Genomic DNA, 12,362 nt, shown 5'->3' on the forward strand with positions numbered 1-12,362 from the left:
TCATCAGCCTATTTTATTAAAAAAAGATAGTTATTTCGTTCGTTACGTAATTATTATTAAAATTTTTTATACATTTCGAAAGCACTTTTGTTATCATTAATTCATCATCCTGGAAATAAACCCTAAATTTTAAAACATGGAGGAATCGTTTTGAAAAATCCATATACGGAATTGACGATTGGGATGATGAGAACGGGGATATTAGGTTTCGGCGGCGGGCCGTCTGTCATCCCGCTCATCCGCCATGAAGCAGTTTCCCGTTATCACTGGCTCGACGATGATGAATTCGGGGACACTTTGGCGATTGCCAATACACTCCCAGGACCGATTGCCACTAAGATGGCAGCATATCTTGGTTATAAATTAAAAGGCTGGCCTGGAGCCATCGTCAGCGTGGCCGCTCACGTTTTACCTTCATGCATTGCGATGGTTTTCTTGATTGCATTCATTAATGTTTTAAGTAATTCGGCAATGATCAGTAATATGATCGCTGCTGTAATGCCGGTTGTTGCTGTCATGCTTGGTCAAATGGCTTATGAGTTTGGCGAAAAGGCGGTCAAAGGATTAGGAAAGATGCTCGGAATCACCTTTTTTGCGATTTCCTTTTTGCTTCTGCAGGTCATTTCCCTGCATCCGGGTATCGTCATTATGATTTTCCTTTTATATGGGGCGTTCCATTTTAAATTAAAGGAAAGATTGAAAAATTAAAAGGTTAATAGGAAGGAGGAATCCGCTTAATGGGTCTTATTATCCCAATAGGAGTTGCTGTTTTTCTAGCGTTTTTCATTGCCAATATTCTTGGTTATGGCGGAGGTCCAGCCTCGATTCCGCTTATGTATGATCAAATCGTCACCCGTTATGGCTGGCTTGATAATGCCGAGTTCTCACAAATGCTTGCGTTAGGAAATTCACTCCCAGGACCGATCGCCACGAAAATAGCCGCATATGTCGGATATGATGTATATGGCTGGCCAGGATTTCTAGTCGCATTGGCAGGCACAATCATCCCTTCAGCTGTGGCTTTGATATATTTATTAAAAATCCTACGAAAATACAAGCAATCGCCTATCGTAAAAGGCATGTCCCTGCTTGTACAGCCCGTGATCGCGATCATGATGTTATTGCTCACCTGGAATATGGCCGAGCATGCCGTAGGTTCCATCGGCTACATCCATTCAATCGTCATCGCTGGATTGGCCTTTTTGGCCCTAGGTAAATTCAAGATCCACCCCGCCTTCGTAATCATACTTGCCTTTGCGTACGGCGGCTTTATCATCCCGCTCACATAATAAAAAATCCACCTATATAGGGGGATTTTTTCATTTAAAGCTTCATGCCCATCCGGCTTTTATAACGTTTAATGAGAATTTGGCAATCAACGCTGACAACACCGACGACCGCATACAGCTTCTGATTGAGAAAACGTTCCATCTCCTGGTTATCAGTAAAGATTCCGTGCATATGGAGTTTACTCGGACCGGTCATATGATATAAACTCGTTACAGCCGGTTCACTTTCTAATTGCTGTGCGACTGATTCCAGATATTTAGGTTCAACCTCAACGTTAAAGAATGCCGAAACATGGATGCCGACCTTAGCTGGATTTATGACCGCAGTGAACCTCTCAATCACATCGTTTTCAACAAGATGATTGATTCTCATTTGAACCGCAACCCTGGAGAGCTCCACTTTCTTCGCTAAGTCGGTATACGAAATTCGCGCATCTTCATGTAAAACCGATATGATTTTCTTATCGATCTCATCAACTTTCAAGCTGGGAATCTTAAAGTCCTCTGCCATCCTTCGTAGCTCCTTTTCGATTTCTTTATTCCATTATCGCAGAGAATACCAGCGGGTCACAACAATCTTCCTTTTTACTTTCAAAATTAAGCTCCATTATAAAAACGGCGGATTTTACGAATGATCAATAGCCAAATATATAAAAACTGATACGTGTAATGGCAAGCTAATTTTGGCAGCCCCTTTTCAATAGGCTCCCTCCAACTCATCCGCTTGAACAAGGAAAGGAACATCCACAAAGTTATCTCCTGTCATATAGCCATTTCCGTTAAAATAGTGCTCAGGAAATGTCTCATTCCCATCCTTATCATAAAAATTTATAGCCAACTGTATCAGTTTGTTAAATTCAGGAAAGTTACTCTGCCGATCTTCTACCTGAAGTTTTACATACTGATCCATAAGCTCCCTCCAATTGTCAGGATACCTCCCGACTCCGTACGTTTTTCCATTAAGCACAATGCTGTGCATCATTTCTATTCCAGGTTGATAGGTAGCTATGCCATCCGATACCATAAAACCTCTATCTTTTTTCATAAAAACCCTGATTTCGGAAATGCCATCTTTCGGATCCATATTCCACATGATCAAAGATTTTTCTTCTCCATTCCAAACCTGTGGCTGACCGCTATTTTCCACAGAAGCCACTCTCCATTTATTGCCCTTCCAGACCCAAAAGCTCATCCCATACCCATTATCTACGTTAATAAAGGGGACAAACACATGTGTATTGTCCAAAAATATTTGATCTTGTATGACCCTAGGCTGAGCCTCAGAGAAGGTTGAGTTTATTCGTTCGATGACTTGTCTGTCCGATATGAAGGGTTCCGGCTTTTTTGGAAATCGAACAAATAAAAGGATACCTCCAATCGATATAACAGCTGTAATGAAAACAATCATTTTTGTTTTTTTAGTCATCCTTCTATCGCACCTCCAGTCAAAATGGATTCCTCTAGCCTGTAGTAAACCTGATGCCCTTTATTAGGTGTAATCAGTAGACCCTTTCCATCTTCTTCAATGAAAATGATTGTTTCAAGACCTCTTCCTTTTTTAGGAACGGTACCTGTCAAAATATAAGGGAACATTTCTTTGTACCCGCTATCTTCATTGATTCCGTAATACCAAGATTCACTCTCGATCTTTTTTTGTTTCATCTTGTTCATTTGTCTTTCCAGCTCTTCTTTATTCAAAGTGACTTCTTTGGAGTTCGGATGCGTCGCCATCAGCGAAGCCCTTTTAATGTCCATCATATATGTAGATATGTCAGCCTTAGGATACATCATTTCATCCAGCGGTATGGCTAAAAGTGAAGCACCCAAAAAGATGAAATTCCATAGGAATCCGAGCCAGGCAAATCGACGGAATCTCTGCCACCGCCTTTCATTTCCTTTCCTTCTCAATAACCATGATAAGAGAGCAACTCCTATAGGGATAATGGGTACACTAACCACCTCATCTGATAGATTAATAGTAAAACTAAAAGTGATCATTCCTAGTACAAACACAACGAGAGCCTTCCAGGCCTTAGGAGGACTTTCTTGTTTTTTATAAATAATGGCAAATGCTATACCAATCAGCATGCAACTGATTGCAATAAGGATTAAAGAGGGTGCATGCATATATTTTTCTGCGTCAAATATTCCATTCATTCTATCTAATACTCTCCTTTTAATCGACTTCCTTCACACGAACCCATAACTATACCATATATCCCTTTTTTTGTAACCAAAGGGCAATAAAGTATGACTGCAATCCCCCTCCTCATCAATTTAAGGCAGGGGTTTTACAGCCCGTTTAATGCGAAATAAAAGTTTATGAATATCAATGTACCCATCATCAATCCTTTGTTTGAAAGGTCTTCGTGATATTTTTGTATTCCTCATCATTGAGAATGCCCATTTTTTTGAATATTGCGGAATAAGCCATTATTTTTTTTTGTGTACGGTTTGTACAACTCATATGAATCAGCTCCTTTTTTTACATAGTATTCAATCGCAACAAAATGTTTCCTATACGCAAAACATTTTGTGTAGACTAAAATAAAAAAATGCCGATTTTTATCGGCAGTAATACGTGATTAAAATAAGGTTCGCCGCGTTCTTTTAAATTTGATTCAAACCTGTTCCGTGGTAACCTTGAACCTGAAAAAGCTGTCAAACTTCTGCTAAAATTCGGCTCTCGAATTCCCCTTGCTGTAGAAGGTTTCTCACCGATTCCAAAAATAATGAATGATAGCATGGAAGATAATGGTCCGTCACTATCCAAAGTGTTATATATTCCCCAGTAGATTTTGCACAAAAAAATTCATCGTTTGTTATTTGTAGGGATGCCAAAATACAAACTGATTCCCATGTCCATATATCAAAACAAAAAAATGGCGGTTCGGGTCCATTAAAGTCCTTCTTGCAACCTGTCATCATTCGGATTATCGTTGTTTAAGAGGATGCGAAGAAATTGAAAAAAACTGCATACTTTCTTCATACTTTTTTGCTAAACTTACTCCATCAAATAAGAAGGTGAATATTTTGAAAATCTCCTTTAAGTTGGGACTATGTATTTTTGTTTGCATTTTTTTGATGGAAACCGTTTCCATGATTTACTTACATAATAAAGTGATCCATTCCCGTATCAATCAAGAATTGGAATCACTGAAGGCCCGTGGCAATAGTCATCGTGATGTGTTGGAAATCACTTATTCAAACTCAACCCTTCAGCATATCGCCCTGATGGAATCACATACAGATACAGATGTCGTGATAATGAATACAAGAGGAGATATTCTGATATCTTCCGAAAAGGTAAATGGGGGAATGAAAAAAATCTTAGAAAAAAACCTTCCCCAAGTACCACGAAAGGGTCTCGTCATCCAATCAAGTTGGAAGGATGAAAGGTATATAGCCACCGTTACGCCATTTATCAGTGATAAAAAAAATGAAGGCTATATCTATATGTTCAAAGATACGAGGGATGTTGAGGATTTAATCGCTCAATTGAATAGACATTTCCTCTTTGCAATTGTTTTGCTCCTTTTCTTCATGATTATCACCATTTATTTTCTTTCAAAAGCTTTGACTAGACCGCTTATTGCGATGAAAGAATCGACCACCAAACTCAGTAAAGGGAATTTTTCAGTGGCTGTACCAGTACGATCTCATGATGAACTTGGGGAACTTGCCCAATCCATTCAAAGCTTGGCTAATGAATTGAACTATTTAAAGAAGGAACGCAATGAATTTTTGGCAAGTATCTCTCATGAACTGCGAACGCCGCTAACTTATATAAAGGGCTACGCTGATATTGCCCGCCGAAAAGAATTGGATGCATCCGAAAGATCAAGATACTTAGAGATCATCCATGATGAATCCCAACGATTAAACAGATTATTGGACGAACTATTCAATTTGGCTAGAATGGATGTAAATACATTTACGATTTCAAAAGAAACCGTACAGCTCTCTACATTCCTGCAAACCATTCATGAAAAAGTGTTACCAGCTTTTACAAATAAAAAAATTCAATTGCACCTGGTATGCAAGGATCATTTATTTTTAGATATTGATCCCTCAAGGTTTGAGCAAGTCATTCTTAACCTGCTGGATAATGCACTGAAGTACTCGAACGAATATACAGTCACTACCATCCAAGCCACTGAATCGCTTAGCAGTATTTCCATCTCTATAATCGATCAAGGGGTTGGCATTCCAAGTGAAGATATACCCCATATCTTTGACCGATTATATCGTGTCGAGAAATCACGCGCTAGAGATACCGGTGGATTCGGATTGGGGCTCTCCATCGTCAAGCAATTAGTGGAAGTTCAAGGTGGAACCATTTCAGTTAAAAGCAATTTGGAGCAAGGAACGTGCTTCATTATCACATTTAAGGAGATAAAATATGAAGACAGTGGTTCTGGTCGATGATGAACAGAGAATGCTTGATCTTATAGAGCTATACCTTATACCTCACGGATATACTTGCATTAAGATGAAATCTGGACATGAAGCCTTACTGTTCTTAGAGCATGAACATGCTGACATTGTCATTCTTGATGTAATGATGCCTGAGATGGATGGATGGGAAACATGTGAAGGGATCCGGGTGTTTTCCAATATTCCCATAATCATGCTCACCGCCCGGGATGCTGCAGAAGAAATGGTGAAAGGGTTGAAAAAGGGTGCGGACGATTATGTAACGAAACCCTTTAATGAAGATGTTTTACTTGCCAGAATTGAAGCTGTTACACGAAGAGTACATAATCACCAAGGTGTGTTCTTTAAGGGGATACATTTAAATGAATCCGCTTATGAAGCGCATTATGATTCCAAAACCATCCCATTAACGCCAAAAGAGTTTTCCATGTTGTGCTTGTTTTTAAAATCCCCTGACCAAGTGTATTCCAGGGATCACCTACTTTCGACCATATGGGGATTTAAAACGGATACGGAAGATCGGACAATCGATTCCCATATTCGCAATATTAGAGAGAAATTGCGCCATGCAGGTTTTCCGGTAGACCAACATTTGAAAACGGTCTGGGGCATCGGATATAAATGGAGTTCTGTGGATTGATATGGATTTCATTTCTGATGCATTAGCAACCAGCGGACCCTTTTTCATTGCTGTAAGTTTAGTATTGAACATATTGATTAGCGTTCTTGGTTTTATTCCAAGCGTATTCATCACGGCTGCCAATATCACCGCATTTGGATTTGAAAAGGGATTGATCCTTTCTTACATGGGAGAAATTGCCGGAGCAGTAGTCAGCTTTTGGTTATATCGAAAGGGCTTTCAAACTTTCAAACCCAAATTCATGAAGAACCGGTGGGTCATGCAGCTGCAAAAGTCACAAGGCTACCATGCATTTTGGATGATTCTGATGCTTAGAATCCTACCTTTTATACCATCCGGCGTGATCAACCTTACAGCAGCATTAAGCGAGACGGGCGTGATGATTTTCTTCCTCGCCACATCCATCGGAAAACTGCCTGCCCTCCTTGTCGAGGCGTACTCGGTGACACAAGCAATGAAGGCTTCAAACGATGTAAAGATTGTTCTAGTATTATTGATTTTGATCATCGCACTCTTGTATTACTTTAAAAGGGGTAAGAAAAAAGAAATGTAATGAAATAGTAGGAGACCATGTAAAAAGAAGACTATTTTATATTTTCATTAAAATAAATAATGTTAAACATTATATAAGGATAGATAAAAATTGAACCTAATCAGCTTTATCTATCCTTATTTGTAGTATTACAACATTATGATTTGACACGGATAAATCAATAATTTCGTTATTCAAGAAATGCGCCCGGCTTTCAGCTTATAAATATAAATTAAAGAATTGCTACTTTATTTAACGATCAATCAAACGGTAAAATTTACCTTATATACAATTCTGTACAAAATCTAGTAAATGCAATCAATGTTCTTAAAACCTCTTTACCGCTTTACATTTTTACTTTCTTATTGTTTTCTAGAGGCACAGGATCAATACTCTGATCATTAGCTGTCAAATCGATCCCGTAGTCCTTTGCGAATACCATGTGCGTTTCTACTAGAACCTCAGCTGTATTTTCATCTAAATTAAATACTCTGGCGCCGCGCAGTCTGTTCCTTTCAGCTCCCGGCAGACCATAAGCGCCGAACCCGGTACTGCCCGCATAACCAAGCAGGATTCCGTAATAATTACCTACATAAGTGTTTATATGATCATGACCGCAAAAAACGCCCTTGACATCGCCTCTCTCCAGCATCGCTGAAAACAGCCCCCCATTAATTGGTCCCATACACTCTTCTTCATTTCTTTCTCCTACTATATTATGCTTTTTAACGGCTACCTCATGATTGGAGTCAGCTCTTTGATCTACGCTCGCATACCACATAAATCTGTGTTCCCACAGAGGAATATGGATGAAAGCGAGTGAAGGAATTTTTCTCTTCCATTTTCCCTCTAATTTTTTTGACGTCTCATAATACCAGTTCACCTGATTAAAACGAAGCCAGTCCCAAGTCGGATATCCTTGGAAATCTTGACCTGCAATGGTTTTTGGCGCATATCTTCCACTGTCAAGAAGCCAGAGGTTGAAAGCTGCCTTTTTTCCTTTTGAATCCTTTATAAGTAAATTCATGTTACCTGTCCCAGTAATACCTTCGACGGTAGGCTTGTTCATATTGCATTTATAAGAAAGATAGATTTTAAGCATGTCTTCCTCATTAAGACCGCCCTTCGGGGTAGAATCTTCATCATGATTTCCAAAGGTAATGGCCCACTTGATTCCTCTTTGTTCCATAGGGTGTGCGACATTGTTAATGGCTTGCTTCATCTCCATAGATGTATCGCATCCACCCGTAATAATGTCTCCATTAATCACAACAAAATCAGGTTTTTCTGTATCAAGCACTTTCTCCATAAGCTGTAATGTTCTACGATCAATACGTTCATCATCTTGTGTATCATTAAATTGAACGATTTTTAATTTTCCATTACGATTAAATTGAAGAGCCATGCCATCTTTTTCTTCTGCCAGTGCTACAGTGCTAAATAAATCATCTGAAAGTCCAGAGAATCCAAGTGTTAAGGCAAGTGTACTCATTCCTCCTATCTTGATAAAATTCCGTCTATCCAACCCTTCATGCGGTTCTTGATTATTCATTAATAAAACTCCCATTCTCTTCCTAGTAACTGTTTTATAGGGATCAAGCTATCGATACGATGGTGAGCAAATTAACTATGTAGTTCCAATTCAAAAAACCATTATGGTAAACAAAAAATTGGATTTGTATATATATGATTTCAAACTTACATTTTTCAAAAATCACCCTATAAAGATCAGTTCTTACTTCATAATAAGATGAAATTATTAGTGGGGTATTAATGTTATATGAAAGATAAGTAAAAAAACAATAGAGGAAGGAATGTGTAAGATATCAAAAAATCCTTACTGATTCATCGGGGATATATGGTATTAGAGGGTTGTCTCCGCTATGGATGGATCGATGTGCTTTCCCTTTTGTCGTGTATGCCAGTCTGACTATCTCTTTTCAGCTATTGAATCGATGCAGGGTAAATTGGTTCATTTCCTTGAATCTTATACCGAATATAATGAGAAAATGCCTATACTATCTTCCTGTTTTCTGGAAAAAAGAATGAATATATTGTGTTTTAATGGGGAATTCCTTTATAATGCGCATTAGATGATTTTTTTAGCACTGAATACGAGAGGAGACTGAATATGAAGAAACTATTGTACCCAATCGTTATTGGATTATTGGCAGTTGTTCTAACAGCTTGTGGTTCGAACGATGAAGCTGATAAAAAAAGTGGCGGGAAAGAGACTAAAACAACTGAGGAACAGCAAAACAAGAATGAGAAAGAAACGGCTAAAGCAACTGAGGAACAGCAAAAAAAGATGGAAGAAATGCAGAAGGAACTAGACAAGCAAAAGGTGGATGAAAAGAAAACCGTGGCCATCGTCAATGACGAAAAAATTTCAGGTGCGGAATATAATACCGTTTTGTCCACGACACAAATGCAGATGCAGCAATTCGGACAAGACCCAACATCAAAAGAGGGAGCCAAACAAATTAAAAAGCAAACGATCGACTCTTTAGTAGGGCAAACATTGCTTCTTCAGGCTGCTGATAAAAAGGGTTATACAGCTTCCAAGGCTGAAATCGAAAAGCAACTTGCCCAAATCAAAGACCAATATGGAAATGAAGAGAAATTCAAGGAAGCGATGAAAAAGGCAGGCCTGAATTCAAAAATGTTGAATGCTCAGATCGCAGAGAATATTCCATATACGAAGTATGTTGAAAAAGAGATTAAAGTGAATGAACCAACTGACAAAGAAATTGAAAAGTCCTACGACCAGTATGCGAAGCAAGCTAAGGCAAGCGGGCAGAAGGTACAGAAACTTGAAGAAATGAAGCCGCAAATCAAGGAACAGCTAAAGCAGCAAAAGAAACAAGAAATGCTTGTGAAACGTGTGGAAGAACTTAAGAAAAATGCTAAGGTCGATATTAAGATTTAATGACTAAACGAGCTGCCAAATTAAACTGCACCCCAATTGTTAGACAGCATTAACAATTGGAGGAGCAGTTTTTTTTGATTAATGGACATCCTACTAACAAAACTGCAACAACGTCCCCTATTCTGGTAAATTGACTCAAATCCTTTTGAAGAAAAGTGCTGATGAAATGAAATGAATCAAGCAATTTATACTTTTTTATCGACAATCATCACTCACGGCCTTTCATTTTTTATACGCCCGTTTTAGAGAACCGTTCGATTCTTTCTCTGATTTCATCACGGACACGTTGGAAGGTAGCCCATTTTTCTTCATCAGTTCCTTCCGCTTTTGCCGGATCATCAAAGCCCCAGTGTTCCCGTTTAACATGCGGTGGCGTCATTGGACATTTGTCTGCCGCATCGCCGCATAAAGTAACCACAAAATCCGCATTATTTAATATGTCAGTGTCGATGGTATCTGATGTTTGATTGGTGATGTCCAATCCCGCTTCATGCATTGCTTTTACGGCCTTTGGATTTAACCCGTGTGCTTCGAGCCCTGCACTAAGCACTTGCCATTCTTCACCTAAATATTTCTTCCCCCAGGCCTCTGCCATTTGGCTTCTGCAAGAGTTACCAGTACATAAGAAGTATAGTGTTTTTTTAGCCATGCTGTTTCTCTCCTTCATGAGTAGAGTAAATCTTTAGTGTATGATGAGCAACCAAATATATAAACCAACTAATGTGATGAACAATGTTGGGATGGTTAGGATGATTCCAGTTTTAAAGTAGGTTCCCCATGAAATTTTCACGCCTTTTAACGATAGTACATGCAGCCACAACAATGTAGCTAAAGAACCGATCGGAGTGATTTTCGGGCCCAAGTCCGAACCGATGACATTTGCATATATAAGGGCTTCCTTGATAACGCCGGTAGTATTGGTATCGGAAATGGCAAGTGCATCGATCATCACGGTTGGCATGTTATTCATAAGCGAAGAGAGAATGGCGGCAATGAAGCCCATTCCAATCGTTGCTGCAAATAATCCTTGATCGGCGGTAACTTGGATTAAATCCGTTAATACATTCGTCAATCCAACATTCCGCAGGCTGTAAACCACAACATACATGCCAATCGAGAAAAACACGATTGCCCATGGTGCGCCTTTAATAACCGTTTTCGTGTTGACTGCCGGGCTCCTACTAGCCATGATCAGGAAGAAAATGGCGACGATGCCTGCAATGATGGATACAGGTATCCCAATGAATTCACTTGAAAAATAACCAATAAGCAAAATTCCCAGAACAATCCAGGACAATCGAAACATTCTTTGATCCCGAATGGCTTCCACTGGCTTCTTAAGTTGTGATACATCATAATTCTTGGGAATGCTTTTACGGAAAAACAAATATAAAACCAAGATGCTAGCTACCAATGCAAAGATGTCCGGTACAATCATTCTCGATGCAAACCCGGCAAAACTGATACTGAAAAAGTCTGCGGATACTATGTTTACAAGATTGCTTACCACTAAAGGTAATGAAGTTGTATCGGCAATAAAGCCACTGGCGATGATAAATGGAAAAATCATTTTATCACTAAACTTCAAGGCACGAACCATCGCTAATACAATTGGTGTAAGGATAAGGGCCGCTCCGTCGTTTGCAAAAAATGCAGCAACAAGCGCACCCAGAATACTTACATAAACAAACATCCTCACTCCGTTTCCCTTGGCTGCCCTAGCCATATTTAGTGCTGCCCATTCAAAAAATCCTATCTCATCCAAAATGAGCGAGATGATGATGATGGCAATGAAGGCGAGTGTCGCGTTCCAGACAATCGATGTCACATCAATGACATCCGCAAAATCCACCACTCCCACAAGTAAAGCCAAAACCGCACCGCCACAAGCTGACCATCCGATCGACAGTCCCTTTGGCTGCCAGATGACGAGAATGAGTGTTAATAAAAAGATGATAACTGCCAAAATACCTGATCCCACTTAAGTTGTACCTCCTAGTCAGTCACAACAAATCCGTTTTCCTTGTGCTGTTAATTCTTCTAATTTTAAGTTTTGACTTGGCAAATCCCCGATGACCGTTAGAATAAATGAATAATATGAGGATGTTTTGTTTAACGAGTAAAAAATCCATTGTCCCCTTCTCTCTTCATTCACGATTCCACTATCTTTCAACTTTCGTAAATGTTGGCTGATAGCTGGCTGGCTCATTTCGAACAGGTCCACAAATTCACAGACACAGCATTCATGTTCAGACATGATCTTAACCATGGTCAAACGGGTTTTATCACCTAGTAATTTAAGTATGTTTGCGGTGGTTTCCAAATCCAAAGCTTCATTCATTTGCATACTGCCCCTCCTTATTCAATAGTTAAATAAGTATATGCTTATATGAAATCAATTCTTCATCATTATATAAGCATATTCTTATATACTCAAGTGAAAACTATACATCTTATTTAATATAACTTTACTCTGGTTTGACTACCCAAAAACGTCCCCTTCTTGCTCAGCGAATAGCAGTTAATCAAATATAG

At 39.1% G+C, this 12,362-nt stretch carries 13 protein-coding genes; 6 read left to right on the forward strand and 7 right to left on the reverse strand.

The genetic code is table 11. The features are described from left to right. Positions 1 to 150 precede the first annotated feature (150 nt). Positions 151 to 708 (forward strand): chromate efflux transporter ChrB, encoded by a 558-nt coding sequence (gene chrB / locus SB775_RS18950; protein WP_089364465.1) that lies wholly within the window; start codon positions 151 to 153, stop codon positions 706 to 708. 29 nt (positions 709 to 737) lie between these two features. After that, positions 738 to 1,289 carry a chromate efflux transporter ChrA gene (chrA, locus tag SB775_RS18955; RefSeq protein WP_061461889.1) on the forward strand — a complete coding sequence of 184 codons (552 nt, stop codon included), beginning with the start codon at positions 738 to 740 and terminating at the stop codon, positions 1,287 to 1,289. A gap of 34 nt (positions 1,290 to 1,323) precedes the next feature. On the opposite strand, the gene chrS is transcribed toward chrA, so the two are convergent. From chrS to SB775_RS18970, 3 genes are all read right to left on the reverse strand, one after another. Continuing rightward, positions 1,324 to 1,800: a chromate efflux transcriptional regulator ChrS gene (gene chrS / locus SB775_RS18960; protein WP_089364467.1), complete on the reverse strand. Its 477-nt coding sequence runs from the start codon at positions 1,798 to 1,800 to the stop codon at positions 1,324 to 1,326. Positions 1,801 to 1,986: 186 nt separating this feature from the next. Continuing rightward, positions 1,987 to 2,715: a hypothetical protein gene (locus SB775_RS18965; protein WP_410862763.1), complete on the reverse strand. Its 729-nt coding sequence runs from the start codon at positions 2,713 to 2,715 to the stop codon at positions 1,987 to 1,989. Beyond that, the gene (locus tag SB775_RS18970) at positions 2,712 to 3,446 is read right to left on the reverse strand and encodes a hypothetical protein (RefSeq protein WP_410862764.1); all 735 of its coding nucleotides are present in this window, start codon (positions 3,444 to 3,446) and stop codon (positions 2,712 to 2,714) included. Before SB775_RS18970 ends, SB775_RS18965 begins: the two co-directional genes overlap by 4 nt. 942 nt (positions 3,447 to 4,388) lie before the next feature. On the opposite strand from SB775_RS18970, the gene SB775_RS18975 reads away from it, so the two are divergent. Genes SB775_RS18975 through SB775_RS18985 form a run of 3 tightly spaced genes read left to right on the forward strand, consistent with a single transcriptional unit; the run spans position 4,389 to position 6,919 of the window. Next, positions 4,389 to 5,717 carry a sensor histidine kinase gene (locus SB775_RS18975; RefSeq protein ID WP_410862765.1) on the forward strand — a complete coding sequence of 443 codons (1,329 nt, stop codon included), beginning with the start codon at positions 4,389 to 4,391 and terminating at the stop codon, positions 5,715 to 5,717. After that, positions 5,692 to 6,366 (forward strand): response regulator transcription factor, encoded by a 675-nt coding sequence (locus SB775_RS18980; RefSeq protein WP_410862767.1) that lies wholly within the window; start codon positions 5,692 to 5,694, stop codon positions 6,364 to 6,366. The genes SB775_RS18975 and SB775_RS18980 overlap by 26 nt, the downstream gene beginning before the upstream one ends. Before the next feature lies 1 nt (position 6,367). Then, on the forward strand, positions 6,368 to 6,919 hold the full coding sequence (locus tag SB775_RS18985; RefSeq protein ID WP_410862769.1) for a TVP38/TMEM64 family protein: 552 nt from the start codon (positions 6,368 to 6,370) through the stop codon (positions 6,917 to 6,919). Positions 6,920 to 7,244: 325 nt separating this feature from the next. Here the strand turns inward: SB775_RS18985 and SB775_RS18990 are convergent, their stop codons facing one another. Then, positions 7,245 to 8,450, reverse strand: coding sequence for a metallophosphoesterase family protein (locus SB775_RS18990; protein WP_089364473.1), 1,206 nt, complete (start codon positions 8,448 to 8,450; stop codon positions 7,245 to 7,247). A 579-nt stretch (positions 8,451 to 9,029) separates the two neighbouring features. Between SB775_RS18990 and SB775_RS18995 the strand changes: the two genes are divergently transcribed. Next, positions 9,030 to 9,827, forward strand: a complete 798-nt coding sequence (locus SB775_RS18995; protein WP_410862771.1) for a SurA N-terminal domain-containing protein — start codon at positions 9,030 to 9,032, stop codon at positions 9,825 to 9,827. A 229-nt stretch (positions 9,828 to 10,056) separates the two neighbouring features. Here SB775_RS18995 and arsC read toward each other — a convergent pair whose 3' ends face one another. Genes arsC through SB775_RS19010 form a run of 3 tightly spaced genes read right to left on the reverse strand, consistent with a single transcriptional unit; the run spans position 10,057 to position 12,174 of the window. After that, positions 10,057 to 10,476, reverse strand: a complete 420-nt coding sequence (gene arsC, locus SB775_RS19000) for an arsenate reductase (thioredoxin) (RefSeq protein ID WP_377405300.1) — start codon at positions 10,474 to 10,476, stop codon at positions 10,057 to 10,059. A 33-nt stretch (positions 10,477 to 10,509) separates the two neighbouring features. Continuing rightward, positions 10,510 to 11,808, reverse strand: coding sequence for an arsenic transporter (locus tag SB775_RS19005; RefSeq protein ID WP_410862773.1), 1,299 nt, complete (start codon positions 11,806 to 11,808; stop codon positions 10,510 to 10,512). An 18-nt stretch (positions 11,809 to 11,826) separates the two neighbouring features. Beyond that, positions 11,827 to 12,174, reverse strand: coding sequence for an ArsR/SmtB family transcription factor (locus SB775_RS19010; protein WP_289320913.1), 348 nt, complete (start codon positions 12,172 to 12,174; stop codon positions 11,827 to 11,829). Between the last annotated feature and the right edge of the window lie 188 nt (positions 12,175 to 12,362).

Source organism: Peribacillus sp. SIMBA_075 (assembly GCF_046534585.1).

Bases quoted from the DNA above. Each gene is read 5' to 3' on its own strand.
- SB775_RS18985 (WP_410862769.1), top strand. From the start codon at position 6,368: ATGGATTTCATTTCTGATGCATTAGCAACCAGCGGACCCTTTTTCATT.
- SB775_RS18975 (WP_410862765.1), top strand. From the start codon at position 4,389: ATGATTTACTTACATAATAAAGTGATCCATTCCCGTATCAATCAAGAA.
- SB775_RS18970 (WP_410862764.1), bottom strand. From the start codon at position 3,446: ATGAATGGAATATTTGACGCAGAAAAATATATGCATGCACCCTCTTTA.
- SB775_RS18965 (WP_410862763.1), bottom strand. From the start codon at position 2,715: ATGACTAAAAAAACAAAAATGATTGTTTTCATTACAGCTGTTATATCG.
- chrA (WP_061461889.1), top strand. From the start codon at position 738: ATGGGTCTTATTATCCCAATAGGAGTTGCTGTTTTTCTAGCGTTTTTC.
- arsC (WP_377405300.1), bottom strand. From the start codon at position 10,476: ATGGCTAAAAAAACACTATACTTCTTATGTACTGGTAACTCTTGCAGA.
- chrS (WP_089364467.1), bottom strand. From the start codon at position 1,800: ATGGCAGAGGACTTTAAGATTCCCAGCTTGAAAGTTGATGAGATCGAT.
- SB775_RS19010 (WP_289320913.1), bottom strand. From the start codon at position 12,174: ATGCAAATGAATGAAGCTTTGGATTTGGAAACCACCGCAAACATACTT.
- SB775_RS18980 (WP_410862767.1), top strand. From the start codon at position 5,692: ATGAAGACAGTGGTTCTGGTCGATGATGAACAGAGAATGCTTGATCTT.
- SB775_RS18990 (WP_089364473.1), bottom strand. From the start codon at position 8,450: ATGAATAATCAAGAACCGCATGAAGGGTTGGATAGACGGAATTTTATC.
- SB775_RS18995 (WP_410862771.1), top strand. From the start codon at position 9,030: ATGAAGAAACTATTGTACCCAATCGTTATTGGATTATTGGCAGTTGTT.